The sequence below is a fragment of the Archaeoglobus profundus DSM 5631 genome, assembly GCF_000025285.1.
In the GTDB taxonomy this organism is placed as follows: Archaea; Halobacteriota; Archaeoglobi; order Archaeoglobales; family Archaeoglobaceae; genus Archaeoglobus_B; species Archaeoglobus_B profundus.
Map to the genome: position 1 here is coordinate 1,379,212 of NC_013741.1, position 23,511 is coordinate 1,402,722.

28 protein-coding genes are annotated in these 23,511 nt (G+C 43.5%); 18 read left to right on the forward strand and 10 right to left on the reverse strand.

Going from position 1 to position 23,511, the window contains the following annotated elements; all coding sequences use genetic code 11:
* Nucleotides 1–2: 2 nt before the first annotated feature.
* The 3 genes from ARCPR_RS08100 to queF are packed head-to-tail and all read right to left on the reverse strand — an operon-like array spanning nucleotide 3 to nucleotide 1,755.
* Nucleotides 3–530, reverse strand: a complete 528-nt coding sequence (locus tag ARCPR_RS08100) for an MFS transporter (RefSeq protein WP_012941002.1) — start codon at nucleotides 528–530, stop codon at nucleotides 3–5.
* A complete protein-coding gene (locus ARCPR_RS08105; RefSeq protein WP_012941003.1) occupies nucleotides 527–1,048 on the reverse strand; it encodes an HD domain-containing protein in 522 nt (173 codons plus the stop codon). The genes ARCPR_RS08100 and ARCPR_RS08105 overlap by 4 nt, the downstream gene beginning before the upstream one ends.
* Nucleotides 1,045–1,755, reverse strand: coding sequence for a preQ(1) synthase (queF, locus tag ARCPR_RS09415; protein WP_012941004.1), 711 nt, complete (start codon nucleotides 1,753–1,755; stop codon nucleotides 1,045–1,047). Before queF ends, ARCPR_RS08105 begins: the two co-directional genes overlap by 4 nt.
* A 51-nt stretch (nucleotides 1,756–1,806) precedes the next feature.
* On the opposite strand from queF, the gene ARCPR_RS08115 reads away from it, so the two are divergent.
* Genes ARCPR_RS08115 through ARCPR_RS08135 form a run of 5 tightly spaced genes read left to right on the forward strand, consistent with a single transcriptional unit; the run spans nucleotide 1,807 to nucleotide 6,133 of the window.
* Nucleotides 1,807–3,027: an ornithine cyclodeaminase gene (locus ARCPR_RS08115; RefSeq protein ID WP_012941005.1), complete on the forward strand. Its 1,221-nt coding sequence runs from the start codon at nucleotides 1,807–1,809 to the stop codon at nucleotides 3,025–3,027.
* The gene (locus ARCPR_RS08120) at nucleotides 3,027–4,328 is read left to right on the forward strand and encodes a phenylacetate--CoA ligase family protein (protein WP_012941006.1); all 1,302 of its coding nucleotides are present in this window, start codon (nucleotides 3,027–3,029) and stop codon (nucleotides 4,326–4,328) included. Before ARCPR_RS08115 ends, ARCPR_RS08120 begins: the two co-directional genes overlap by 1 nt.
* A 54-nt stretch (nucleotides 4,329–4,382) precedes the next feature.
* Nucleotides 4,383–4,976 carry a hypothetical protein gene (locus tag ARCPR_RS08125; protein ID WP_012941007.1) on the forward strand — a complete coding sequence of 198 codons (594 nt, stop codon included), beginning with the start codon at nucleotides 4,383–4,385 and terminating at the stop codon, nucleotides 4,974–4,976.
* A 36-nt stretch (nucleotides 4,977–5,012) separates the two neighbouring features.
* The gene (locus tag ARCPR_RS08130) at nucleotides 5,013–5,426 is read left to right on the forward strand and encodes an ACT domain-containing protein (RefSeq protein ID WP_012941008.1); all 414 of its coding nucleotides are present in this window, start codon (nucleotides 5,013–5,015) and stop codon (nucleotides 5,424–5,426) included.
* Nucleotides 5,423–6,133, forward strand: coding sequence for a DUF2103 domain-containing protein (locus ARCPR_RS08135; protein WP_012941009.1), 711 nt, complete (start codon nucleotides 5,423–5,425; stop codon nucleotides 6,131–6,133). Before ARCPR_RS08130 ends, ARCPR_RS08135 begins: the two co-directional genes overlap by 4 nt.
* On the opposite strand, the gene ARCPR_RS08140 is transcribed toward ARCPR_RS08135, so the two are convergent.
* Entirely contained in the window at nucleotides 6,111–6,572 is a 462-nt protein-coding gene (locus ARCPR_RS08140) for a multiprotein bridging factor aMBF1 (protein WP_245526131.1), read from the reverse strand. The genes ARCPR_RS08135 and ARCPR_RS08140 overlap by 23 nt on opposite strands.
* Before the next feature lie 79 nt (nucleotides 6,573–6,651).
* Between ARCPR_RS08140 and pan the strand changes: the two genes are divergently transcribed.
* On the forward strand, nucleotides 6,652–7,875 hold the full coding sequence (pan, locus tag ARCPR_RS08145; RefSeq protein WP_012941011.1) for a proteasome-activating nucleotidase: 1,224 nt from the start codon (nucleotides 6,652–6,654) through the stop codon (nucleotides 7,873–7,875).
* A gap of 11 nt (nucleotides 7,876–7,886) precedes the next feature.
* Here the strand turns inward: pan and ARCPR_RS08150 are convergent, their stop codons facing one another.
* Both ARCPR_RS08150 and ARCPR_RS08155 read right to left on the reverse strand, forming a co-directional pair.
* Nucleotides 7,887–8,384: a hypothetical protein gene (locus ARCPR_RS08150; protein WP_012941012.1), complete on the reverse strand. Its 498-nt coding sequence runs from the start codon at nucleotides 8,382–8,384 to the stop codon at nucleotides 7,887–7,889.
* Nucleotides 8,381–9,376: a rod shape-determining protein gene (locus tag ARCPR_RS08155; RefSeq protein ID WP_012941013.1), complete on the reverse strand. Its 996-nt coding sequence runs from the start codon at nucleotides 9,374–9,376 to the stop codon at nucleotides 8,381–8,383. The genes ARCPR_RS08150 and ARCPR_RS08155 overlap by 4 nt, the downstream gene beginning before the upstream one ends.
* A gap of 72 nt (nucleotides 9,377–9,448) precedes the next feature.
* On the opposite strand from ARCPR_RS08155, the gene ARCPR_RS08160 reads away from it, so the two are divergent.
* Nucleotides 9,449–10,612: a dihydroorotase gene (locus ARCPR_RS08160; RefSeq protein ID WP_012941014.1), complete on the forward strand. Its 1,164-nt coding sequence runs from the start codon at nucleotides 9,449–9,451 to the stop codon at nucleotides 10,610–10,612.
* Between the two features lie 58 nt (nucleotides 10,613–10,670).
* Nucleotides 10,671–11,615: a radical SAM protein gene (locus ARCPR_RS08165; RefSeq protein WP_012941015.1), complete on the forward strand. Its 945-nt coding sequence runs from the start codon at nucleotides 10,671–10,673 to the stop codon at nucleotides 11,613–11,615.
* Here the strand turns inward: ARCPR_RS08165 and rbcL are convergent.
* The 4 genes from rbcL to ARCPR_RS08185 are packed head-to-tail and all read right to left on the reverse strand — an operon-like array spanning nucleotide 11,612 to nucleotide 14,971.
* On the reverse strand, nucleotides 11,612–12,934 hold the full coding sequence (rbcL, locus tag ARCPR_RS08170) for a type III ribulose-bisphosphate carboxylase (protein ID WP_048084952.1): 1,323 nt from the start codon (nucleotides 12,932–12,934) through the stop codon (nucleotides 11,612–11,614). The two genes, ARCPR_RS08165 and rbcL, sit on opposite strands and share 4 nt — an antisense overlap.
* Before the next feature lie 28 nt (nucleotides 12,935–12,962).
* Entirely contained in the window at nucleotides 12,963–13,202 is a 240-nt protein-coding gene (locus ARCPR_RS08175; RefSeq protein WP_012941017.1) for a DUF5395 domain-containing protein, read from the reverse strand.
* 42 nt (nucleotides 13,203–13,244) lie between these two features.
* Nucleotides 13,245–13,487, reverse strand: a complete 243-nt coding sequence (locus ARCPR_RS08180; protein ID WP_012941018.1) for a hypothetical protein — start codon at nucleotides 13,485–13,487, stop codon at nucleotides 13,245–13,247.
* Nucleotides 13,488–13,492: 5 nt separating this feature from the next.
* Nucleotides 13,493–14,971, reverse strand: coding sequence for a YeiH family protein (locus ARCPR_RS08185; RefSeq protein ID WP_012941019.1), 1,479 nt, complete (start codon nucleotides 14,969–14,971; stop codon nucleotides 13,493–13,495).
* A gap of 315 nt (nucleotides 14,972–15,286) precedes the next feature.
* On the opposite strand from ARCPR_RS08185, the gene ahaH reads away from it, so the two are divergent.
* Genes ahaH through ARCPR_RS08235 form a run of 10 tightly spaced genes read left to right on the forward strand, consistent with a single transcriptional unit; the run spans nucleotide 15,287 to nucleotide 23,504 of the window.
* A complete protein-coding gene (gene ahaH / locus ARCPR_RS08190) occupies nucleotides 15,287–15,616 on the forward strand; it encodes an ATP synthase archaeal subunit H (RefSeq protein WP_012941020.1) in 330 nt (109 codons plus the stop codon).
* Nucleotides 15,609–17,702 (forward strand): V-type ATP synthase subunit I, encoded by a 2,094-nt coding sequence (locus tag ARCPR_RS08195; protein ID WP_012941021.1) that lies wholly within the window; start codon nucleotides 15,609–15,611, stop codon nucleotides 17,700–17,702. The genes ahaH and ARCPR_RS08195 overlap by 8 nt, the downstream gene beginning before the upstream one ends.
* A gap of 14 nt (nucleotides 17,703–17,716) precedes the next feature.
* On the forward strand, nucleotides 17,717–17,965 hold the full coding sequence (locus ARCPR_RS08200; RefSeq protein ID WP_012941022.1) for a H+transporting two-sector ATPase subunit C: 249 nt from the start codon (nucleotides 17,717–17,719) through the stop codon (nucleotides 17,963–17,965).
* A gap of 28 nt (nucleotides 17,966–17,993) precedes the next feature.
* A complete protein-coding gene (locus ARCPR_RS08205; RefSeq protein ID WP_012941023.1) occupies nucleotides 17,994–18,176 on the forward strand; it encodes a hypothetical protein in 183 nt (60 codons plus the stop codon).
* A 10-nt stretch (nucleotides 18,177–18,186) separates the two neighbouring features.
* Complete coding sequence (locus tag ARCPR_RS08210) at nucleotides 18,187–18,435, forward strand: H+transporting two-sector ATPase subunit C (protein WP_012941022.1); 249 nt, start codon at nucleotides 18,187–18,189, stop codon at nucleotides 18,433–18,435.
* 24 nt (nucleotides 18,436–18,459) lie between these two features.
* Nucleotides 18,460–19,026, forward strand: a complete 567-nt coding sequence (locus tag ARCPR_RS08215) for a V-type ATP synthase subunit E (RefSeq protein ID WP_012941024.1) — start codon at nucleotides 18,460–18,462, stop codon at nucleotides 19,024–19,026.
* A gap of 5 nt (nucleotides 19,027–19,031) precedes the next feature.
* Entirely contained in the window at nucleotides 19,032–20,054 is a 1,023-nt protein-coding gene (locus tag ARCPR_RS08220; protein ID WP_012941025.1) for a V-type ATP synthase subunit C, read from the forward strand.
* Nucleotides 20,051–20,353: a V-type ATP synthase subunit F gene (locus tag ARCPR_RS08225; RefSeq protein ID WP_012941026.1), complete on the forward strand. Its 303-nt coding sequence runs from the start codon at nucleotides 20,051–20,053 to the stop codon at nucleotides 20,351–20,353. The genes ARCPR_RS08220 and ARCPR_RS08225 overlap by 4 nt, the downstream gene beginning before the upstream one ends.
* Entirely contained in the window at nucleotides 20,344–22,086 is a 1,743-nt protein-coding gene (locus ARCPR_RS08230; RefSeq protein WP_012941027.1) for an ATP synthase subunit A, read from the forward strand. The genes ARCPR_RS08225 and ARCPR_RS08230 overlap by 10 nt, the downstream gene beginning before the upstream one ends.
* An 11-nt stretch (nucleotides 22,087–22,097) precedes the next feature.
* The gene (locus ARCPR_RS08235; RefSeq protein WP_012941028.1) at nucleotides 22,098–23,504 is read left to right on the forward strand and encodes an ATP synthase subunit B; all 1,407 of its coding nucleotides are present in this window, start codon (nucleotides 22,098–22,100) and stop codon (nucleotides 23,502–23,504) included.
* The last annotated feature ends 7 nt before the right edge of the window (nucleotides 23,505–23,511 follow it).

The following is a 23,511-nucleotide window of genomic DNA, read 5'->3' on the forward strand; positions in this document are numbered from 1 at the left end:
TGTTAAGCTTCCCTCACGGTCAAAACGAGCCCAAATATTATCATAACAAATGCTGCTCTGAGCATAAGTCTAAAACCGAAGAACTCTGCCAAAAAACCGCCCAACAATGGCCCGATAACCCATCCAATGTGAACTACGGTGTTGTAAACGCCCATACTCTCTCCCCTTCTCTCACTTATATCCGCAATGTACGCCGGTGCGTTAACTCCCAAAGTAGCCCAAGCAAAGCCTTCAAGCACGTGAATTGGATAAGCAAAGATGTAGTCGTTGATTATGGAGTAAAGAAGCATGACCAAGCCGAAAAATATCTGAGAGAGAACAATCAAACTCTTCCTACCGATGATATCAGAAACCTTACCTACAGCTATGGAAACAATTGCCCCGGTCAGAGCGCCTGTGGTAAAAAGGGAGCCAACAACCATTTCGCTAGCGTTCAACTCCTTTGATATGTATATCGGCAGAATTGAATAAAACATTCCAGAGGTTATCATGAGAGGTAAAAGGCTAAGGCAAAATCTAACGACCCTCATATCTCCTCACAGAACTTTAACTCCTTTTTAATCTGCTCGTAAAACTTGACCAAAAACTCATGCCTATCTTCAGCCAATTCCCTTGCCGTTCTTGTGTATAGCATGTCTTTGAGCTTGAGTAACTTCTCTTCGAAGTGCTTTAGAGTTTCTTCTATTGATCTGCCCTTCTCCCCGCTGAAAAGGAATGCTCTTGCAATCCCTATAGCTCCAATAGCATCCAGCTTGTCAGCATCACTTAAAACCTTAGCTTCGAGAGTTTTTGGTTTAACACCTGAGGAGAATGAGTGTGCTTCGATGCAGTGTACAACTTCCTCTATAAATTTCTCATCGTAACCTTCTCTCCTCAAAATCTTTCTCGCGAGCTTTGCAGATTCTATTGCATGATTTGGCCTATCTCTCGCTATGTCGTGTAGTTCTGCCGACTTTCTCACAACTTCAACGTTTGCCCCTTCCTTCTCGGCAATGTAAACTGCCAATTTCACAACCCTCTCAACGTGACCTTTATCGTGAGATGTCATAGTCTCTTCCTAATAACAGCTTTAACACCGCTTCTCTCTTCAAATTCGGCAACAACTTCCAGCCATTCTGGATTTAAAGCTTGATAAATGTCGTTGAAGACCTTGCAAACCACAGCCTCATGATGCATCTTCTTGTCAGCAAACAATTTGAAGTAGGAATCGAGTGATTCGTACTCCAAAATCCTGTCTTTGGGTTTGTATCTGATTTTAATAGTCCCAATATCCCTCAAGCCCGTGACAGGGCAGATGCACGTGAATTTTGTGTACGTGAACTCCGCCTCATGATCAGAGTAAACGTTTGGAATAGTTCTTAATGGAGTTTCAAGCTCCTTTAAGGCCCTTACAAGCTCCTCTTCACTCCTAACAACTTTGTTTGCGAAGTAAATCGGCCAAGGAGATCTAACCTTTTCAGGACAAAAAGCTACTACTGGCTTACCCTTCATAGCCGATATTACCACTTCCGCCATAGCCCCAAAGCTCGGATGTTTTGCTACTAGAACGATCACATCGGCCTTTTCGCAAAGTTCCAGATCCCTTGTAACTATCTCTCTACAAAGCTCCTCGTTATCTCTAAAATCATCAACGTGACTGTAATCGTGCTCGAACTGATCCAGAACTTCGAAACCTTCTTTTCTCAAAATTTCTTGGATCTTTTTTATCTCCTCCTTATGACCGTAACCTATCGATCCGCAAACCATCACTTTCATGGAACTCGAAGCACCGCAGAATTTATATGGATAGCTTTGCTGTCTTGTGTCATGCGAGAGATAATCGAACTTAAGGGTCACATAATAGACTCGATGATACTGCCGAGAATTTTGGACACGATAATGGACATGGGTGGAGACTTCGAGATACTTGAGCTCAGGGTAGGTAAGACCAAGACGGATGAGAGCTACTGTAAGATGATCGTTGAAGGTGACGAGAAGCTTTTTGAGGAGCTTGAGAAGTTGGGAGCTATTTTACCCAAGAAAGAGGTTAAGGTTGCTCCCGCCCCAGCCGATGGAGTTTTACCTGATGGATTCTACGCTACTACCCATCACCCGACTTACGTTTACATAAACGGAGAGTGGAAGAAAGTCAAGCACATAGAGATGGACTGTGTAATCGTCATAGAGAACGGAGAACCCGTTTGCAAGAGGCAGGGGTTGGTCAAGAAGGGAGATCTAGTCGTAATCGGTAGGGAAGGAATAAGGGTTGAGCCGCCTCAAAGGCCGAGAGAACCCAGCGATATTTTTGGATTCATGACTTCAGAGGTCTCAGCTGAGAAACCAGTGAACTCTCTCATAAAAAAGCTTGCAAAAGAGATGAAAAAACTTAGGGATAACAACGGCTTCATCATTCACGTAGTTGGAACTGCAATCGCTCATACCGGAGCTGATGAGGCTCTGGCCGAGCTAATAAGGATGGGATACTGTCAGGCTTTGTTTACTGGGAACGGATTTGCAGTGATGGATGTGGAAAAGCAATTGTTCGGAACGACTCTGGGTATGGATAAGAACACCGGTAGGGTTTACAAGGGAGGATACAGAAATCACTTGGTGGCTATAAACGAGATAAGGAAAGCTGGAAGCATAAAGAAGGCTGTTGAGATGGGAATTCTCAAGTCTGGAGTGCTTTACGAATGTGTGAAGAACAACGTCCCCTTTGTAATAGCTGGATCGATAAGAGATGACGGTCCTTTACCTGACACGATAACTGATGTCATGAAGGCTCAGGATGAGATGAGAAAGTACATCTGGGAAGCTGATGAAAGGGGAGGAATGTGCATGATCTGGGCTTCGATGCTACACGGAATAGCAACTGGTAACATGCTTCCTTCGACGATCAAGACGGTTATAGTCGATATGAACCCCTACGTCGTCACAAGACTGCTTGATAGAGGAACAACTCACGCATTGGGAATTGTCAGCGATCCTGGCGTCGTAATGCCAATGCTCGTTCAGGAGTTGAAGAAGCTTGAAAAGGGTGAAGAGTAATGTATTGGAATTCTAGTATCGAGAGATTACCTCAAAAGGACTTGGAGGAAATTCAGGAGCGAAAGCTCAAAGCCTTAGTTTTTTACGCTTACGAGTATTCACCGTTTTATAGGCGTAAGTTTAAGGAAATTGGTTTGAACCCTTGGGATTTCAACGGCTTGAGGGATTTACACAAACTTCCTTTCACCTGTAAACAGGATTTGAGAGATAACTATCCATTTGGGATGTTTGCTGTACCTTTATCACAAATTGTTCGATTTCACGCTTCGAGCGGGACTACTGGGAAACCTACGGTTGTTGGTTACACAAAGAACGACATAGACGTTTGGGTTGAATGCCTTTGCAGGGCTTTAACATCTTGTGGTGTTACGAACAATGACATAGTTCAGATTTCTTACGGATACGGGTTATTCACCGGTGGACTTGGATTCCACTATGCAGTTGAAAGGTTGGGTGCTACAGTCATTCCCGCCTCAGCTGGAAACACACGAAGGCAGATAGAATTGATGAAAGATTTGCATGCTACCGTGATCTGTTGCACACCATCTTACATGCTCTACATGAGCGAAGTTGCCAAGGAAATGGGTGTAGACATTAAAAGAGATACGAAACTTAGAATGGGTATATTCGGTGCTGAACCGTGGAGTGAGGAAACTAGAAAAAGAATTGAGGATAAAACTGGAATAACTGCTTATGATGTCTACGGCACATCCGAACTTGGAGGACCACTTTTTACGGAATGTGTTGAGAGGCACGGTATTCACATATGGGCTGACCACTACCTGATAGAGATAATCGATCCGAAGACTGGAGAACCGGTTGGAGAGGGGGAGAAGGGTGAACTAGTAGTTACTACGTTAAGCAAGGAGGCTCTACCTTTGATTAGGTGGAGGACTGGAGATATAACGTATATGGAGACTGACAAGTGCGCATGCGGTAGAACGCATCCAAGAATCATGAGAATCCTCGGAAGAGCTGACGACATGATAATCGTTAGAGGTGTCAACGTATTCCCGAGCCAGATTGAGCATGTCTTAATGCAGATTCCAGAACTAGGAGAGCACTACGTTATAATACTTGACAGAAAGCCTGATGGCTTGGATGAGATGACAATTCAGGTTGAACTTAGCGATAAGGCGAAAATTGACAGAACGACAGATATCTTGGAGCTCGAAAAGAGAGTTGAAGAACTTCTTAAGGAGTATCTGAACGTTAGAGCTAAGGTTGAAATAGTGAATCCGGGAACACTGCAAAGATTTGAAGGAAAGGCTAAGAGGATAATCGACAGGAGGAAGATATGATTTTTTATTTTTGCATTTGGCAAACAAATTAATAAGTCGGAATCAATTCACATTATGCGAATCAACCTGCAGGAGTATGCTAGGTCTTTGGGAGTTGAAGATGTCAACCTTGTTAACATCTTCAAAAAGCTCGGCTACTTCGACGATGAAATATTTAGAAATGTAGTGGTAAATCATCCACTGATAACACTCAAATTCGACTACGGTCTAATCAAATACGAAGTGGATAAATATGGAATGGTCGTTTGCATAGAAGATGTTAACGATGAGAGCGAGAGAAGGCTTGAAGGGATCTGCAAACTTGTAGGTGCTAAATACGGCATTCTAACTGACCTCAAAAATATGATAGTTTTGCGAGAGGATGGAGCACACTTGGACTACATTCCCAACAGGGACACTTTAAAGCTCGAACTCGGTTTGATCGATGCGTGTGCTTTGGCAATGAGCTACGAAGACTTTGAGAAGGTTGACGATGTTGATTTTGTCGTTGAGAACAGCAGATACGTCTATTCTGACATTGACAATGACAGGGTTGTAGTGTTTCTCCCTAACAGAAGGTTGATAAACTGGCTTAGGGAGAAGAAAGTCGAATTTGAAATTCTCGACGAAGAAGAGGCTGGTAAGATAGTTGATAAGTTCATTCTCTGAAGTAACGATTTTATACTGCTTTTACAAATCTGAAATATGCTAAAACAGATCTCCGTCTTCGTTGAAAACAGGCCGGGAAAGCTTGCAGAAGTTACGGGAGTCTTATATAGGGAGGGAATAAATCTGAGGGCTTTCACGATAGCTGAAGCTGGTGACTTCGGTATCATAAGGATGGTTGTTGATAAAACCGAAGAAGCTTACAAAGCCTTGAAATCCGCTGGATTTACCGTAGCTCTGACAGACGTTCTGGCTGTTGAGGTCAAAGATGAGCCGGGAGGTCTCTATAATATCGCAAAAGCTTTGGGAGATGCTGGTGTGAACATAGAATACGTATACGCCTTTGCTTTTGAGAAAGAAAGAGCTTTGATAATTCTGAAGCCAAACGACTTGGAAAAAGCCAGAAAAGTATTGGAGGAGAAGGGATTTTTGTTTAGAGAGAAGCTCGAATGAGGTGCGAGTGTGGAGCTGAACTCAGAAGTCCAACATCTTACTGCTTAGTTTGTGGAAGGGTTCACGCATTGGCTTGTGGGGTTTACATAGGTGAGAAAGTTTACCTTGTGGCAATTGGTAAGGTTGTAGAAACGTTATCTTTTGATATCTACGAGGAAGAGGAATCGATAAGAAACTTATTCGAAATTTTGGCTGAGAAAATTCACGAAAGGAGGGTAAATGAAGTCTACATTAGCGGGGAGGATGAATCCAAGATTAGATTCGGATTTGAAAATGTAAGGCGGTTTGCTCTAAGCGATTTAAGGGTTTATGCGACTCAACCCCTTCCTCTTGATGAGTTTATATCTAAGCTTAGAGAATTTGTGACAAGGAAGGAGGAGTTAAGGAAAGTTGATATTCCGCCGGAGGAGAAGATTCAGGGATCCCATACTACTATTATTGGAGGAAGATTAGGTAAAGAATTTTTATATAAGGTTGCGCTTTGTGAGTACGTTAAGAAAATTGTACCGGGTGTTATAACTGGTGGAGCCTGCTCTTTGGGTGGTGGTGTGAGGTTTAAAGTTACGAGGTGCGATGAAAAGGGCAACATTAGAGCCTTACTCATAGACGGTTCAAGCGTTCAGGAGATATACATAGTAACAACGGCGAAAAATAAGGAACAGGGAGAAGTAATATTAAGAATGCTTAAGAGCGTTTCTTCCTCCTGATTACGACGACATCTCCGAGCGTTGGAGTTATGGACTTTGACTTCTGAATTTTTACCTCCTCAACCTTTTCTCTCAGGCTAATGCCTAGGACTCTTTCGAGCTTCTCAACAACATCCTTCTCGGGGGTAATTTCACCTTTCTCGATCTTTCTTATGAGTGTAGCCTTCTCTTGAATTCTCTTAGCCAAATCCTCTTGCGTCCAACCTTTTCTCTCCCTCTCCCTCTTTATGATCTCGTGAAAGTTTTCAACGAGTTCGTAGTCTTCGACTATTGGCTTTGGAGTCTTACTAACTCTCTTCTTTACAACTACTCTTGTCGGCTTTGCTTCTATACCCAACTCTTTGCACCTTTCACAAACTGTGAGTTCACTACCTTCTACTATTATGGTGTACTTCTTACCAACAATCTTACTTCCACAAATTTCGCATTCCATAGACATCACTGCCCGAACTTTGATTTCTGCAATTAAAAAGTTTGAGGATTAACTACTTATACTCCCAATTTTAAGGTTATATCGAATGAGCGAAGTTGATTACTCATACTTACTAGAAAGACTCAAGAGGTTGGAAGAAGAGTTCGAGAGGCTGAAGAAGATAGAGGAGGAATATTACAAGCTTAAAGAACACTATCGCAGACTTGAAGATGAAAAGAGGTTCATAGAATCTGAAAGACTCAGATATGAAAGGGAGCTTAGAAGATTAAGAAGTGAAATTGAAAGGCTTAGGAGTCCTCCTCTCCTAATAGGGACTATTTCAGACGTTTTGGATGATGGAAGGGTTATAGTTAAAAGTTCAACAGGTCCCAAGTTCTTGGTTCACGTTTCACAGTTTGTCGATCCAAAAGATTTGAAACCGGGAGCAAGAGTGGCAATGAATCAGCAGACCTTGGCTGTCGTAAGTGTTCTGCCACCTTCAAAGGATCCAATGGTCTATGCATTTGAAGTTGAAGAAAGACCTAACGTAACTTACGAGGACATCGGTGGATTGGAAAAGCAGATTGAGGAGATTAGGGAAGCAATAGAGCTTCCTCTCTTAAAACCAGAGCTCTTTGAAGAAGTTGGCATAGAGCCTCCAAAGGGAGTGCTGCTGTATGGTCCACCGGGAACGGGTAAGACACTCCTTGCTAAAGCTGTTGCGAATAAAACAAAAGCCACGTTCATCAGAGTTGTGGGAAGTGAGTTCGTTCAGAAGTACATCGGAGAGGGTGCTCGGTTAGTCAGGGAAGTTTTCGAGCTGGCAAGAGAGAAATCTCCATCGATAATATTCATCGATGAACTTGATGCAATCGCCGCTAGAAGAACGTCAAGCGATACAAGCGGAGATAGGGAAGTGCAGAGAACTTTAATGCAGTTGTTGGCAGAGATGGATGGTTTCGATCCGAGAGGAGATGTAAAAATAATAGGTGCCACGAATAGAATCGACATACTCGATCCAGCTATACTAAGACCGGGTAGGTTCGATAGAATAATAGAGGTGCCGTTACCAAGCTACGAGGGTAGAATTCAGATATTCAAGATTCACACTCGTAAGATGAAGCTCGCGGACAATGTCGACTTTGGTGAGCTTGCGAGGATTACCGAGGGTGCCAGTGGAGCGGATATTAAAGCAATATGCACCGAGGCTGGAATGTTTGCAATCAGGGAGGAAAGAACGGTCGTAACCATGCAAGATTTCCTTAGGGCTGTTGAGAAGGTTCTCAGAAGGGACATGAGCTACAGGGAAAAGGGCGTCATGTTCGTATAAATTTTTTGACACTACCAATCCTCAATGAGCTTTTTAACTTTTTCAATATCTTCTTTGTCATCTTCTACTTTAAGCTGAGGCCTGTAGCCCAATTTGTCACCGTAAAGCTCAACAACAAACCTAGCGGCAAGCTTTGCAACATTTATCATGTCTTCATCAATCTTTAAGCTTTCCCTTCTCCTTTCTCTCCTCTTATCCACGTAGTTGGGACAGAACAGGCACTTGTAGATGTTAAGAGGTTCTGGCGCTTTCTCCTCAAAAACATCGTCGAGACTTTCGAGCATGCAGAACTTTCCATCACTGTACTTGCAGTACTTCACCCTTTCTGACCCTATCTTCTTTGCGTAAGCTACGAGTTCGGAAATTTCAAGCGGCTTGGCCTGATATCTTTTCAGAAAGTACCATTCAAGTAAAGCTAAGATAAATTGGGAGGGAGATACTCCCTTCTCTTCGCATTTCTTTAACAACTTCTCCTCTATATCTGGAGGAATCTCTATCGTCACCTTCATTTCTTCTTACCCTTCTTTTCTTCAGATGACTCCTCCTTCTTTTCGGATGAAGTCTTTTCCTCTTTACTCTCTATCTTTTCGCCTTTCAGCATCTTAGCCAGTTTGTAGAATCCCTTTGCGTTTGCCGTTATGGGATCATCGGGTCTAACAACGTTTGCAATCTCCTCAAATTCCCTTTGAAATTCATCGTAGACCATCGGAAGCAGACTTCCGCCTCCAGTTAAAACCAAATTCTCGACTATGCTCGTTGAGAGACCTTCCAAGAGCATCTTGACCCTGCTTGCAACCCTGTCCACCCATCCTCTGACTATCTCTTCATAGCTTTGCATAACATCCTCCTTTCTAACTACTATCCTTTTTCCTCCCCTTATCCTCCCGACCTCCTTTTCTTCAAGCAAAAGCTTTGCCATCTCTTCTGGCGTTATACTGATTCCGAATTCATTCCTAATAAACAGTTCCAAACTCCCATATATGTCGTCAATTCCAACTAACATCGTGTCTCCCTTTAGATACTCCATATCAAACAGTACGACCACATCGGTAGTTCCAAACCCTATATCTACACAAACACCAGTCTTCTTGCCCATGTGTATTAAACTCCCTACGGGCTGTGGCAAAAGAATTACATCGCAGTTCAAAGCCTTTCTCAAGCTGTTTGATACCTCTTCTCTCTCCTTCTTTGAAGACTTAACGGGCAGTCCGGTTGCTATGACCTCCGCTTTGCCCCCGAGCTTTTCAACGGCATACCTTGCAATTTCGATGTAAGATTGGTGCATGATCCTGCCTTCGTGTAGAGGCCTTAGAACTTCAACATTTTCCATTGTCTGAGAAACAATCATCGCTTCTTCCCCGATATAAACCTTTTTAGTCTCTCCCTTCAAGCTCCAGTCTTTTTCCTCGCCGTATACAACCAAGCTTGGAAAGACGACAACATTGCTTCCATCATTAGTAGCTTTTGTCAGATTAGTCCCAACATCTAAGCCTATGATCATGAATTTGCTTGATCGGGTTGCCTAATAAACGTTCCGAAAGTTATAACTTTCATGAAAAATAAATGAAAGCTAATGATAATCTATGGAAACGTCTTTTACAAGGGTAGAATAGTCGAATGCGGGATTGAGGTTGAGAATGGTGTCGTAGTTGATATTGGTAAGGATAAAAAGGGTAAAAACGTTAATGGGATAATAATGCCAGCTGGTATCGATGTTCACGTTCACTTCCGGGACTTTAAGGAGAGTTATAAAGAAACAATTGAAAGCGGGAGCTTATCAGCCTTGTATGGAGGAGTCTGCTTGGTTGTCGATCAACCAAATACGAATCCCCCGATAGTTGATGAGGATATCTACTTCAAGAGAATGAATATAGCTAGGAAAAGCACATACATAGACTATTCACTCAATTTGGGTTTGGTTGAGAGTAATGTCGATAAAATTGACGAAATATTAAAGAAAATCGAAGAAAATCACTATGTCCCGGCAATTGGAGAGGTTTTTCTAAGGGGAAAGATGAGTGTTAGCTACAAAACTCTTGAGAGGGCTAGAAAGACTGTCGACAAGCTTATAACGGTTCATGCCGAAGACCCGAATGAAGAGGATGATGTAGCTGCTGAGGTTAAGGCTGTTGAGAGATGCCTCAAAATTGGTAAATTCCACTTCTGTCACATATCAACTGCCAAAGCCTTAGATCTGATTTACAACTCGGAATCAACTTCCGAAGTTACACCTCATCACCTGCTGTACTCAAGAGAGATAATAAAATTCAAAGTGAATCCATCTCTGAAGAGCAATGAAGAGAGAGTAGCGCTCGTGCGAAACTTCCATAAGGCGGACATCTTGGCATCCGATCATGCACCCCATACGCTCGAAGAAAAGAGAGAGGGGGCTCCGGGATTTCCCGGCGTCGAGACTACATACCCTATGTTCTTCTACATGGCCAAGAAAGGGTACATCAGGATAAACGATCTCGTGGAAAAATTCGTCGTTAATCCTGCAAAAATCTTCGGCTTTAATAATTACGGTGAGATAGAGGTAGGTAACTATGCGAATTTTGCAGTATTCGATCCTCACAGAGAGAAACCAATAAGAGCTAGGGATTTGCATTCCAAAGTGGGATGGACAATTTATGAAGGATTGATGGCCATATTTCCGAAGGAGGTTTACATAAGAGGAGAGAAAGTTTTGGAAGATGGAGATGTTTTGGTTGACAAGGGGTTTGGTAAAGTTATCTAACTTTTAGTTGTTGACTAAAACTGCGTAAACTTCATTACTTCACTGAGCAAATTGTATCATGAAGTTCGTTCAAGTTGAAGTTTCTACGAAATGCCAGTTAAGCTGTGTTATGTGCCCTCGCACGGTGTTTAGGAAAGATTGGATAAACGCAGACATGGATTTGGAGACTTTCAAAAAAATTCCTTTTAAGAAATTCGATTTCGCACACCTTCAGGGCTGGGGAGAGCCTCTTCTGAGTCCCAACATAGGTGAAATGATTGAAATCGCTAAGAAACATTGCAGAGTTGGTTTAACAACGAATGGACTATTATTGGATGAATTTAAGGAGATCGAAAAGCTTGACTACCTTACAGTCTCCATTGCAAGTGCAGATGAGGAGAAGCATAAAAGGATAAGGAGGTGCAGTTTAGAGGAGTTAAAAGAGAAGATAAAAGCGGTTTCTTCAAAGGTTCCAGTTACTTTAGCTTTTATGATGTTGAAGGACACATATCAAGAGCTGCCTCAGATAGTCGAGATAGCGAAGGAGGTTGGAGCTAAGGAAGTTATAGCAAACAACTTGGATTACATACCTTCAAAAGAGCTTGAAAATCAGGCAATATTCCTTCAAAGTGTTGATGAAACTCCCATTGAGACTGCAAAGGTTGTTGCTGAAAAACTTGGTGTAAAGCTTACTGTAAAGCCGATAAGAATGGAGGAGGTTCTTGTATGTGCTGAAGATCCCATTAACAACTGCTTAGTAACCTATGATGGTCAAATCACTCCCTGTGTCTACCTACACTTACCAACGAAGTCCGATAAGATTGTAAGGGTCTTTAGAGGAGAAATTGTAGAAATTGAGAAAGTTTACTTCGGAGAGGTTGGGGATAAGAAGGCTTGGAAGAGTTACTCGAATTTTAGAAAAATCTTTGAAAGGAGGAAATCTGTAATGTGGTCGGTTCTTCCAACAGAAATTCCTCCACTTCCAGACTGCTGTAAGACCTGCTATAAGGCTTATGGAGTTTAAACTGGCTTCACGTAACCCCACTTTTCCAAAGCTTTCGCCAATTCTTTATGATCCTTCGCATACTCATCGAGTGGAATTCCGAGCTTTATGGCCTCTAGAGCCTGCCTTACAGCCTTAGCTCCCGCCTTGGGTCCATCTGGATGACCCATAACACCACCACCAACCTGAATGATTATGTCCTCTCCTAGGGCATCTATAACTCCAGCTACGTTACCCGGATGTAAACCTCCAGATGAAACTGGCATTGCTGGTTTTATGTGGTGGAACTCCTGCTTTATGTGGAAGATGTCCTTCTCATCTGGCACGTAACTGCTTTCCCTGAGTATCTTTGCATACTGAACGACCTCCCACATCCCCCCTTCAAGCTTTCCGTAACCTGCAGTTCCTATGTGAAGTTGATCGACACCAATCACTCTGTAGAGCTTAGCTAAAACGAACATCGATATTCCGTGGTATCTGTTTCTCGTAAAAGCTGAATGCATCGCTCTATGAGCGTGAATGGCTAATCCGTAGTCGTTTGCCAGCTCTCTCATGTATTTAAGAACGCTCCATCCAGCTATGACAACATCAATCATGACATAGGGGTTACCGTAATCAGCAACTATTTTCATTCTCTTCTCCATTTCTTTAACGTCTCCAGTGATGTTTGCAAACCAGACTTTTTTCTCTCCGGTATCACTCTCAGCTTTATCTATGGCTTTCATTATCGCTTTAGCTCTTTCTTCAAACTTGCAGAAGTCCTGACTTGTTAAATTCTCGTCGTCCTTGATGTAATCCATTCCACCGCTGAGAAGCTCGTAAGCCAACTTTTCAACCTCATCTGGTGTGTATCCGACTTTAGGTTTCGGAACTGTTCCTACGATTGGTCTATCGTAAACTTTGAATATTTTTCTAACATCTTTACCAAAGTTAGGTCCTTCAAAATATTTTAAGAACTCTTTTGGTAGGTAGACGTCTTCAAGCCTCAAACCGGCTACCCTTTTCATTCCAAATATGTTTCCCGCTATCGAGGCTAGTAAGCATGTTATACTCCCCCTTTCAAAAAGTTCTACGGGATAGGCTATTTTAACAATCCAAGATCCATCCTCTAAATCTATAAATTCGTAAGCCTTTGCACTCAACTTTTTTATTCTATCTTTATCACACCAATCGTAGAGAGTTGTCCAAGTTCCCGTACTACTTTCAGATGCTATTGCACCAGCAACATCCTCTATTTTAAAACCCTCTGATGGTTTAACTCTAAAAACGGCAATCAAATCTCTTTCGCTCGGCTCATAGCTTTTGTCTACGTATTCGAAATACATTTCGAAATCTGGCATAACTCTTGTCCTATGCAACATTAAAAACTTAATCGATTTTTAGGACGACCGTTCTATTGAAGTAGTGTGGATGAAACTGCCTAATCCATTGGGGAATTGTTTCGTAATCAAACTTCATGTGGACTTTCACAGTTCCTTTATACCCCAACTTTTTCAGTTCTTTCGCAATCTCTTTATCTAATTCATCCAAAGTGTCTGCACGAATTACCAAACCGTTTCCCTCTGCAATCCACGAGAATTCAAACCTCAATCTTAATGAAACCTCCATGAAGAATAGCCGAACACGAGGATTAAAAATTTAAGGAAAAAATTAAGGTGTTACGTGTGCTATCATCGACCAGCTTATGTAGTACAGTATTGCCAATAGGATTACTGCCAGTATTAGGCTTATACCGACGAGTTTCTTTTCAACGGGGAGTATCTCCTCTTTGCCCATTATGGTGTATTCTCTTCCACAATTTGGACATCTCAGTACTGTTCTATCCTCCATTTCAACAACGTCTGCCAGCGCTCCGCAGTTCGGGCAAGTTTCCTTCCTAACTACTTTCTCCATTTACATCACCTCAAGAACAACCAGTGGACGTCGTGGAAGAACAACCAGCTTATGAACAGTCCTATCCACAGTATGAATCCGAAGAGGCAGACGAAGTACACTAGTGCAAGTCTTCCGAGTCCCTCCTTTTTCAGCGTTGAGAATTCTGAAATCACTCCGATGCTGAAGAACGTCAGAGCGAAGAATATCCTTCTGAAGTTGTTCATCTCACTGCTTACAGCTAATTTTAGTGGCGCCAATGCTTCAGCGTACTGTTCATAAGGAACTCCAACTACGAACGCTTGGGCAATTAGCATAACTATGAAGAATGTCAGGAAGTAACCGATGACGAACTTTGGAAATCTGTACCATATCTCCAACTTCTCAACTTTCTCGCCCGGTCTCTTCTCTATGTAGTATACCCATATGACTGCCAGTATGAACGCCCAGACACCTATGAATATGTCAATGAATATCTTTGTTATAACAGCTGCATTTAGAATCCATCCCTTAAGTGGTGCAAACTCTGGGTGCAATCCTGTTATCAAAGCATCTACGATCTCACCGCTCGCTGCAGCAGCTCCATCTGTCTTAACAGCCAATCCCATCCAAGCACCGGCTACAAGTGGCTGGTTCCATAGGAACTCTACGGCCAAGAATGGTATGAACAGCAATTCTATAACTGCGAACACTATGACCAAAGATGCAACCATTACTGGTACTATTGGCCTAGCTCTGATTGCACCACCCGTAGCTATAGCTGCAGAAACACCACAGATGGATATACCACTAGCAAGAGGTGCTGCCCACTCCCTTGTTAAGCCGAAGTATCTTCTTGCGATCCAATATACCAACGCCCAGTAGATCAGGTAAGCTTCTACTATAGCACAGATACCTCTGAACAGGAAGTTTGCAAGAATCTCTGGTGGAACAGATGGCGCTTTCAAACCTACAACTGCACCCAGTAAAACTATAGCCGTCTTAATGAACCACTCAGGCTTTGCAGCTTCCTTCAACCAGTTTGCAAACCCTTTGAATACGTTACCTATTATTAAACCGACTATAAGTGCTACTATGTATCCTGCTTCACCAGTCATGTGTGCTGACCACGGTATTCCGTATTGTTCTGGCTTTGTTGCAGCAATCCAAGCGTTGTGTCCTATAATCCAACAGATCCATGTTATGAAGAATATTACTGTGAATCCAGCAGCAAATCTACCCACTTTCCATCCCATCGCTGCAGCTCCTATTGTGGTCAGTATCAATAGGACAATCCAAGTTACGATCAGCGATCCTATCGGGCCAAGATAAGCGTAGTTCGGTGAGCCAGGACCCATTGCCTTAGCTGGATCGATCCAGACGCTTGCTTTGACTACCCAGCCCATTATGTCGTAGCCGTAGGCTGCTGCAAGGCAGAGGAAGAATATCAGCATTCCAAGCCACAGAGCCCACCAGTCCTCTTTTTTATATAGAGAGCTCCAATCTATTTTTCTCTCACTCGCCATAACCCACACACCCCTCTCGTGGGCCTTGTATTCCTATCGGCCCATTATGTAGTAATTTTTTGAACATATTTATAGCTTTCGAAAATGGTAAGATAAATACCGTCCCTCTACTGCGCTCAAAAATTGAACCTTCCAGTGTGATCTCAAAGGCAATTAGTATAGTTAATCAAGACAGAACGTTAAGATATTTACTATCCAAATTGAGAAAAATAGCAAATTTTAAATATATAGCTTCAGCGCTTCTAACGTGTGTTATCCTTTGCGACGGTGTAGCATTTAGATATTTAATCTTCAAAACGCTAAAGGGTGATAAGCATGGAAAGCACGGAAGTTCTTGAAAAAATTAGAGAGGCTGAATTGAAGGTTGAAGAGGACATTGCAAAGGCAAAAGAGGAGGCCAAGGAGATTATCAACAAGGCAAAAGATGAAGCAAAGAAGATAATTGAAGATGCAGAAAAGGAAGCTGAGAAGATTAAGGCTGAAATTTTGGAAAAAGCTAAGGCTGAAATCGAAAAGGAGAAGCAAGAAGTCAAGAACTCGCTTAGTAAACAGATTTCGGAGATCGAATCAAAAGGTAAGTCAAATATGCAGAATGCTGTTGAGTTCTTGTATAAAGAATTTGTCGGGATGATCGAGTATGCTTAAGCCCGAAAAGATGATTAAAGTTTCTGTAGTAGGTCCCAGAGATTACTTTGAAAAAGTATCCGAAATTCTCTACGATCTAAACGCCCTTCACATTGAGGATCCAATTGAAACCGAATATTTCAAGCTTGGCGAACCTTTTGAAAAAGCCAGTGGAGTTTCAAGAAGACTCGTTCAGCTTAGAAGCATACTGTCCTACCTAAAGCTTGACCCGGAGAAGTATTTCCCAAAGAGAAAATTCAGAGTTGATGAAATTGCAGCGGAGCTTGATGCGAAGCTTGAAGAATATCGAAACGAAGTCGGTGCTAAGATCGATAAGATAAAAGAACTTCAGGAGAAGCTTAAGGCTTTGGAAGAAGAGTTGAAAGTGCTTGAGCCATTGAAGACTTTGGGAATTCCGCCAAAGTTATTGAAGGGCTACAAGACAATTAGACCCTTTGTTGGATTCGTGAGGATTGATCCGAGACCTAAGATTAAGGAAATTACTGACGATTTCCTAGCCATTCTTAAAGACTACGGAAAGGAATACGTTGTTGCCGTCTTCGTTAAGGTTGATTACGCTGAAGATGTCTTCAGAGTCTTGCAGGAGTGCGGATTTAGAGAGGTATCTATTCCTGACATTGAAGACTTTGATGCAAGAATAAATGAAATAAAATCTGAGACATCTTCAATTCAGGAGGAGATAAAGAGACTTGAGTCCGAAATTGAGGAGACAAAGGCTAAGGAAGCAGATCTAATGTTGGCTATCGAAGAGTACTTGAGCATGGAGCTTGAGAAGTCTGAGCTGCCTTTAAGATCCCTCGTATCCAAGTACGCATTCGTAACGGTTGGATACGTTCCTGCAAAGGACTTTGAGAAGTTCAAGAGCAGGGTTGAAAGCGAGACCAATGGAAAGGTTGCTGTAGAAGTTTTGGAGGACAAAGAGAACTTTAACCCACCGACAAAGCTTACAAATCCAGCTTACGTAAGAGACTTCGAAGTTCTTTCAACAACGTATGCCATACCCAAGTATCATGAAATCGATCCGACGTGGATCATGTCCATATTCTTCCCGCTGTTCTTCGGTTTAATGCTCGGTGACATCGGTTACGGAGCCATAATCACGGCCATATCATTGTATCTCAAGAGGATATTCAAGACAGAGGGTTGGCAGAGGCTCCTGAACATTGGTGTGTACTCCGGTATTGCATCGATAATATTTGGATTCATCTACGGTGAATGCTTCGGACCGTTTGTAGTTGGAGAAGGTCTGAAGCCGCATGAAGTACACTGGTTCGGAGATCTAATGGCGTCCATATACGCATTCAATCACGGTCACCCCATCTTTGACAGAGTTGAAGCTTTCGGTGTGAAAGCTCTGCTGTTCATAACGCTCGTCATAGGTATGTTCAAACTGCTATGGGGATTTGCATTAGGTTTCAGAAATGTGGCTGTTGAACATGGAATTAAGGAGGCAGTGCTTGAGAAGGGATGCTGGTTCTTGGGTGTCTTAGGTTTGAGCTTCATCATATTCGGTTTCGCCTACAACTTGGGTATTTTCACCGCACCACCACCCGAAGGCTTTGGAAAGTTGTTGCCAGACAACCTGTATGTATTCGGACCTTACACGGTTGAACAGGGTAGAAGCGTTCCACTGCCGATACCCGGACTTGTAAAAGGCTGGGAGGCTGGAGTAAACATCTTCTACTTGGCAGCGCTACCCTTGCTCATAGTTTGGTTCATACTCTTCGCCAAAGCAGAGATTCCGAAGATGGGTGCGATGGGTATAATAATGGGTGTAGAGTTACTCACATGGTTCGGACAGATACTCAGCTTCGCTCGATTGCTCGCTATAGGTCTTGCATCTGTCTACTTTGCCTACGTATTCAACTACCTAACGCTAAAGATGGCGTTCCCGCCAGGAATGGCAATACTGCCAGTCGCGATAATAGTACTATTGCTCGGACACTTGATCAACCTGATACTTGGTATCCTTGACCCAGGTCTACAGTCACTTCGATTGCACTACGTTGAGTTCTTCACAAAGTTCTTCGAGGGTGGTGGTGTGTTGTACAAGCCGTTTGGTAGAATTAGGAAGTTTTTAGAGTAAAGGAGGTGGTGTGAATGGTGGAGGCTTTGATAAGTGATGAAGCGTTTATAAAGGGTTGTGCGGCGATAGGAGCTGGTTTAGCTGTAGGTTTGGCTGGTATTGGTGCTGGAGCTGGTGAGAGTGGAATTGGAGCTGCTGCGGTAGGAGCGATAGCAGAGGACAGAGGATTCCTTGGTCTGGGACTGCTGTTCACAGTTATACCAGAAACAATCGTCATCTTCGGATTGGTCATTAGCTTCATACTGATGTTCGCTTACGGCTAAAGGACAGCGACTTCCAAATTTTTTAACTATGATCGGCGAGAAATTCGTGCTGAAAATTGCTGAGAAGTTGGGAAGTGAAAAGAATATTGAGAGGTTTGTTAGATATTACTGGCTGGTATCTACATTTAGAATGGCGGTGGGATTCACCATAATGGCTTTGATATTGTTGTTTGGGTATAAGTTTGAGGATTTGGTTAAGTGGTTAGGATGAGGTGGTGTGAATGGTGGAGGCTTTGATAAGTGATGAAGCGTTTATAAAGGGTTGTGCGGCGATAGGAGCTGGTTTAGCTGTAGGTTTGGCTGGTATTGGTGCTGGAGCTGGTGAGAGTGGAATTGGAGCTGCTGCGGTAGGAGCGATAGCAGAGGACAGAGGATTCCTTGGTCTGGGACTGCTGTTCACAGTTATACCAGAAACAATCGTCATCTTCGGATTGGTCATTAGCTTCATACTGATGTTCGCTTACGGCTAAAAACAAATTTTCAGGGTGTCTGCGATGGCACTTGAAAGCGTGATTAACGAGATTTACGAAAAGGGAAAGCAGGAAGTTCAGAGAATCAAGGAGGAGGCAGAGAAGGAGGCTGAAAGGATAATTGCTGAAGCTAAAGCTAAGGCTGAGGAAATAATTGAGAAGGCTAAGGAGGATGCTGAGAAAGAAGCTGAAAGACTGAGAAGGCAAGAAATCTCAAGTGTAAAGCTTGAGATGAAGAGAGAAATGCTAAACAAGCAGAAAGAAATCTTGGATGCTGTATTTGAAGCTCTGAAGCAGAGGATTAAGGAAATGGACATCGAAACTAGAAAGAAGATAATCGAATCCCTGTTAAAGAATTATGCTCAGCCCGGAATGGTCGTATATTCCAACAAAAACGACGAAGATTTGGTAAAGTCAATAATTCAGGAGCTCAAGCTCGATGTCAAGTACGGTGGAAACATCGAGTGTTTGGGAGGTGTTGTATTAGAGAGTGAGGATGGTGAGGTCAGACTTAACTTAACCTTCGATGAGTTGTTAAACAACCTCTACGAGCAGAAGATGAGTGAAGTGTCTAAGATCCTCTTCGGGTGATAACTATGTTTTCGCTGACGGGAAAGCACGCTACTTGGGCGTATATAGTTGCAAGGGTAAAAGTAATGAAAAGGAACCTCATACCCAGCGAGGAGTACAAGAAACTTCTCAACATGAGCTTTGATGAGATCGTAAGGTATCTTGAAGAGACCGTCTACAAGAAGGAGATCGACGAACTTGCCTACAAGTACAGCGGACCAAGACTTCTGGATTACGCGTTGTCTTTGAACTTAGGCAGGACATACAAGAAAATTCAGGATGTCTCATTCGGCTTGGCCAAAGAGATAATAACTGAATTCCTGAAGAGATGGGATGTCTGGAATCTCTTAACAATAATAAAGGGTAAGTTGGCCGGTGTAAGCCCAGAAGAGATTGAGGAGGCGTTGGTCCCAGTCGGTAGTTACACACTCGAGTTCTGGAAGACCTTGCTTCCAAAAGATGTCGATGAGATCATTAAAACATTCGAAGGCACTCCTTACTACGAGCACCTGTCCAAGATAGGACAGGCAAGTCTTAGTGAGATTGAAGACGAGCTTTACAAAGTCTATTACCGCAGAATTCTTTCAATGAGGCCGAGTGAACTAGCTCTAAAGCTATTTGTCGACTTCATCAAGATGGAAGTTGATATAAAGAACATCAAGACAGTCCTCAGGCTTAAGAGGGAGGATACGCCAGTTGACGAGATCATGAAGAGGATTATACCTGGAGGATTCGAATTGAGTGAAGATGAATGTGCAAAGCTCGCAGCTATGCCTTGGGACGAGTTAACAAAAGCTCTCGAAGGATACTGGTTCGGTAAGGGCATTGAAATAACGGACAAAGAGCTTTCAAGAGTAGAGATACAGTTTGACAAGGTTTGGATGCAAGAAGTAGCTAAGAGGGCTAGCAACTATCCGTTATCTATATTACCTGTGCTACAGTATATGATACTGAAGAAGATTGAAGTAGATAACCTAAGAACTTTGGGATGGGGTAAGTGGAATAACGTGCCCAACGAGGAAATTGAGGCACAGCTGGTGATACTATGAAGGTGGCGGTAATAGGTGATCCGGATTTCACTTTAGGATTTAGGCTTGTGGGTATTAGGGATGTTTACGAGGTTAGTAGTGACGAGGAGATCGTTAAAGCTGTTGAGGATGTTTTGAATAGGGATGATATAGGTGTTGTTGTCATAAAGTATGACGATCTTAAGAAGTTGCCCTACACGTTGAGAAGGGAGATAGATGCGAGAGTCACTCCCACGTTTGTTGCTGTTGGTGGTGTTGGAGCGGTTGAGGAGATTAGGGAGAAGATAAGAAGGGCGATAGGTGTTGACCTATGGAAGTGAGGACGGTAGGTTCGGTTGGAGAGATTTACAGAATCTCAGGGCCTTTAGTGGTAGCTGAAGGTTTGAAGGCAAAGATGTACGACGTCTGCAAAGTCGGTGAGGAAGGTTTGATGGGTGAGGTTGTAGGTATAAGAGGTGACAAAGTCCTAATTCAGGTTTACGAGGATACATCTGGAGTAAGACCTGGAGAGAAGGTAGTAAACACAGGAATGCCTTTGAGTGTTGAACTTGGTCCGGGAATGCTTACCACGATTTACGATGGAGTCCAGAGGCCACTGCCCGTTTTGAAAGAGGTTAGTGGTGACTTCATTGGCAGAGGAATCGAAGCTCCCGGCTTAGACAGGAAGAAGAAGTGGCACTTCAAGCCGACTGTCAAGAAGGGAGACAAGGTGAATGGTGGAGAGATAATAGGAACAGTTCAGGAGACATCGATGATCGAGCACAGAATCCTCGTTCCACCAAACGTAAGCGGTACAATAGTTGAAATCTACGAAGGTGATTTCACGGTTGAAGATACCATTGCAGTTTTGGACAACGGCATTGAGTTGAAGATGTACCACAAGTGGCCAGTTAGAATACCGAGACCTTACAAGGAGAAGCTACCGCCCGAGATTCCTCTGATCACGGGACAGAGAATCCTCGATACGTTCTTCCCGGTAGCTAAGGGTGGAACTGCTGCCATTCCCGGCCCATTCGGAAGTGGTAAGACTGTTACACAGCATCAACTTGCAAAATGGGCTGATGCACAGGTTATCGTCTACATCGGTTGCGGTGAGAGAGGAAACGAGATGACTGAAGTACTGGAAGAGTTCCCAGAGCTTGAGGACCCAAGAACTGGAAAGCCCCTGATGGAGAGAACAATCCTGATCGCAAACACTTCGAACATGCCCGTAGCTGCAAGAGAAGCTTCAGTATATACCGGTATTACCATTGCAGAGTACTTCAGAGACATGGGTTACGATGTAGCTATTCAGGCTGATTCCACATCCAGATGGGCTGAGGCGATGAGAGAGATATCCGGTAGACTTGAAGAGATGCCCGGTGAAGAAGGTTATCCAGCCTACTTAGCCTCAAGAATTGCTGAGTTCTATGAGAGAGCTGGAAGAGTTAAGACGTTGAGCGGTCACATCGGAAGTGTTACTGTCGTTGGTGCAGTTTCACCACCGGGTGGAGACTTCTCTGAGCCTGTAACACAGAACACCTTGAGAATTGTAAAGGTCTTCTGGGCGCTTGATGCTAAGCTCGCTGCAAGAAGACACTTCCCAGCCATCAACTGGCTACAGAGCTACAGCCTTTACGCTGACATACTGAGACCGTGGTTCGAGCAGAATGTAGCACCGGACTGGGGTGAACTGAGAAGGTGGGCAATGGAAGTATTGCAGGAGGAAGCTAACCTACAGGAGATCGTACAGTTGGTCGGTAGCGATGCATTGCCAGATGCTCAGAGAGTACTGCTTGAGGTTGCGAGAATGATCAGAGAAATCTACCTGATCCAGTACGCTTACGACCCAGTTGACACATACTGCCCACTCGAAAAGCAGTACGACATGCTCAAGGGTATAAAGATGATCAACGACTGGATGTTCCAGGCTCTAGAGAGAGGAAAGCCAGTTGAAGAGATAATTGCAGTGAAGGGTAAGGAGAAGTTTGCAAGAGTCAAGTTCGAGAAGGACTACAAGCCACTCCTCCAGGAAGCTTTGGAGGAGATTAGAAAGAACCTCTTGGGTGAGTGAGGTGGTGATTTATGGGTAAGGAGTATAAGACGATAACGGACATTGCCGGTCCTTTAGTTTTTTTGGAGAAGACTGAGCCTGTAGCTTACGGTGAATTGGTTACGATTACACTACCAGACGGATCAACGAGAAGAGGTCAGGTGCTCGATACTGCTAAGGACTTTGTAGTCGTTCAGGTTTTCGAAGGTACGAGAGGTCTAGACAAGTCGTGCAGCGTTAGGTTTACGGGAGATGTAGTTAAGCTGAACTGTTCAAAGGACATGCTCGGTAGAATCCTCAGCGGTTCTGGTGAGCCAATTGATGGAGGTCCTAAGATAGTTCCAGAGGAGAGAAGACCCATAATCGGTGCTGCTATCAACCCGTACGCAAGGCAGTATCCAAGAGAGTTCATTCAGACCGGTATATCAGCTATCGACGGAATGAACACATTGGTTAGAGGTCAGAAGTTGCCGATTTTCAGCGGTTCCGGTTTGCCACACAACGATATAGCTCTGCAGATCGCAAGACAGGCTAAGGTTAGAGGACAAGAAGAGGAGTTCGCTATAGTCTTCGCTGCTATGGGTATCACGTATGAGGAAGCTCACCAGTTCATGAAAGAATTTGAAAGGACTGGTGCTTTGGAGAGAGCTGTCGTTTTCCTGAACTTGGCTAGCGACCCAGCTATCGAGAGGTTGATTACTCCGAGAATGGCGTTAACGGCTGCAGAGTTCCTTGCCTACGAATACGACTACCACATCCTAGTTATTCTGACTGACATGACCAACTACTGTGAGGCTTTGAGGGAGATCTCGGCTGCTAGAGAAGAGGTTCCGGGTAGAAGAGGATATCCGGGTTACATGTACACTGACCTAGCTACAATCTACGAGAGAGCTGGTAGAATTAGAGGTAGGAAGGGTACAATCACGCAGATGCCAATCTTAACGATGCCCGGTGACGATATAACACATCCGATCCCGGACCTGACAGGATATATTACGGAGGGTCAGATCGTTCTGAGCAGAGAATTGCATGCTAAGGGTATCTATCCACCTATCGACGTACTTCCATCGCTCAGCAGGTTGATGAAGGAAGGTATCGGTCCAGGAATGACAAGAGAAGATCACAAGGAGTGGAACGACCAGATGTATGCAGCCTATGCAGAAGGTGTCGATCTGAGAGGTCTAGTGGCTATCGTCGGTGAAGAGGCGCTTTCAGAGAGAGACAGAAGGTACCTCAAGTTCGCTGATGAATTCGAGAGAAGATTCGTCAATCAGGGTAAGTACGAGGACAGAGACATCGAGTACACATTGGACTTAGGTTGGGAGCTCCTTGCAATTCTGCCAGAAGAAGAGCTTACTAAGATCAGACCAGAGTATATCAAGAAGTACCATCCGAAGTACAGGAAGAAGGCTGCTACTGAAGAAGGTGAAGCGGCCTAACTTTTTC

What these genes read in the sequence shown, in the direction of transcription:
- ARCPR_RS08130 (WP_012941008.1), top strand. Translation starts at nt 5,013, where the DNA reads ATGCTAAAACAGATCTCCGTCTTCGTTGAAAACAGGCCGGGAAAGCTT.
- queF (WP_012941004.1), bottom strand. Translation starts at nt 1,755, where the DNA reads ATGAAAGTGATGGTTTGCGGATCGATAGGTTACGGTCATAAGGAGGAG.
- ARCPR_RS08235 (WP_012941028.1), top strand. Translation starts at nt 22,098, where the DNA reads ATGGGTAAGGAGTATAAGACGATAACGGACATTGCCGGTCCTTTAGTT.
- ARCPR_RS08160 (WP_012941014.1), top strand. Translation starts at nt 9,449, where the DNA reads ATGATAATCTATGGAAACGTCTTTTACAAGGGTAGAATAGTCGAATGC.
- ARCPR_RS08125 (WP_012941007.1), top strand. Translation starts at nt 4,383, where the DNA reads ATGCGAATCAACCTGCAGGAGTATGCTAGGTCTTTGGGAGTTGAAGAT.
- ARCPR_RS08230 (WP_012941027.1), top strand. Translation starts at nt 20,344, where the DNA reads ATGGAAGTGAGGACGGTAGGTTCGGTTGGAGAGATTTACAGAATCTCA.
- ARCPR_RS08140 (WP_245526131.1), bottom strand. Translation starts at nt 6,572, where the DNA reads ATGTCTATGGAATGCGAAATTTGTGGAAGTAAGATTGTTGGTAAGAAG.
- ahaH (WP_012941020.1), top strand. Translation starts at nt 15,287, where the DNA reads ATGGAAAGCACGGAAGTTCTTGAAAAAATTAGAGAGGCTGAATTGAAG.
- ARCPR_RS08195 (WP_012941021.1), top strand. Translation starts at nt 15,609, where the DNA reads ATGCTTAAGCCCGAAAAGATGATTAAAGTTTCTGTAGTAGGTCCCAGA.
- ARCPR_RS08225 (WP_012941026.1), top strand. Translation starts at nt 20,051, where the DNA reads ATGAAGGTGGCGGTAATAGGTGATCCGGATTTCACTTTAGGATTTAGG.
- ARCPR_RS08105 (WP_012941003.1), bottom strand. Translation starts at nt 1,048, where the DNA reads ATGACATCTCACGATAAAGGTCACGTTGAGAGGGTTGTGAAATTGGCA.
- rbcL (WP_048084952.1), bottom strand. Translation starts at nt 12,934, where the DNA reads ATGCCAGATTTCGAAATGTATTTCGAATACGTAGACAAAAGCTATGAG.
- ARCPR_RS08205 (WP_012941023.1), top strand. Translation starts at nt 17,994, where the DNA reads ATGATCGGCGAGAAATTCGTGCTGAAAATTGCTGAGAAGTTGGGAAGT.
- ARCPR_RS08155 (WP_012941013.1), bottom strand. Translation starts at nt 9,376, where the DNA reads ATGATCATAGGCTTAGATGTTGGGACTAATCTGACAAAAGCTACTAAT.
- ARCPR_RS08150 (WP_012941012.1), bottom strand. Translation starts at nt 8,384, where the DNA reads ATGAAGGTGACGATAGAGATTCCTCCAGATATAGAGGAGAAGTTGTTA.
- ARCPR_RS08115 (WP_012941005.1), top strand. Translation starts at nt 1,807, where the DNA reads ATGCGAGAGATAATCGAACTTAAGGGTCACATAATAGACTCGATGATA.
- ARCPR_RS08100 (WP_012941002.1), bottom strand. Translation starts at nt 530, where the DNA reads ATGAGGGTCGTTAGATTTTGCCTTAGCCTTTTACCTCTCATGATAACC.
- ARCPR_RS08200 (WP_012941022.1), top strand. Translation starts at nt 17,717, where the DNA reads ATGGTGGAGGCTTTGATAAGTGATGAAGCGTTTATAAAGGGTTGTGCG.
- ARCPR_RS08210 (WP_012941022.1), top strand. Translation starts at nt 18,187, where the DNA reads ATGGTGGAGGCTTTGATAAGTGATGAAGCGTTTATAAAGGGTTGTGCG.
- ARCPR_RS08220 (WP_012941025.1), top strand. Translation starts at nt 19,032, where the DNA reads ATGTTTTCGCTGACGGGAAAGCACGCTACTTGGGCGTATATAGTTGCA.
- ARCPR_RS08165 (WP_012941015.1), top strand. Translation starts at nt 10,671, where the DNA reads ATGAAGTTCGTTCAAGTTGAAGTTTCTACGAAATGCCAGTTAAGCTGT.
- ARCPR_RS08120 (WP_012941006.1), top strand. Translation starts at nt 3,027, where the DNA reads ATGTATTGGAATTCTAGTATCGAGAGATTACCTCAAAAGGACTTGGAG.
- pan (WP_012941011.1), top strand. Translation starts at nt 6,652, where the DNA reads ATGAGCGAAGTTGATTACTCATACTTACTAGAAAGACTCAAGAGGTTG.
- ARCPR_RS08180 (WP_012941018.1), bottom strand. Translation starts at nt 13,487, where the DNA reads ATGGAGAAAGTAGTTAGGAAGGAAACTTGCCCGAACTGCGGAGCGCTG.
- ARCPR_RS08215 (WP_012941024.1), top strand. Translation starts at nt 18,460, where the DNA reads ATGGCACTTGAAAGCGTGATTAACGAGATTTACGAAAAGGGAAAGCAG.
- ARCPR_RS08185 (WP_012941019.1), bottom strand. Translation starts at nt 14,971, where the DNA reads ATGGCGAGTGAGAGAAAAATAGATTGGAGCTCTCTATATAAAAAAGAG.
- ARCPR_RS08135 (WP_012941009.1), top strand. Translation starts at nt 5,423, where the DNA reads ATGAGGTGCGAGTGTGGAGCTGAACTCAGAAGTCCAACATCTTACTGC.
- ARCPR_RS08175 (WP_012941017.1), bottom strand. Translation starts at nt 13,202, where the DNA reads ATGGAGGTTTCATTAAGATTGAGGTTTGAATTCTCGTGGATTGCAGAG.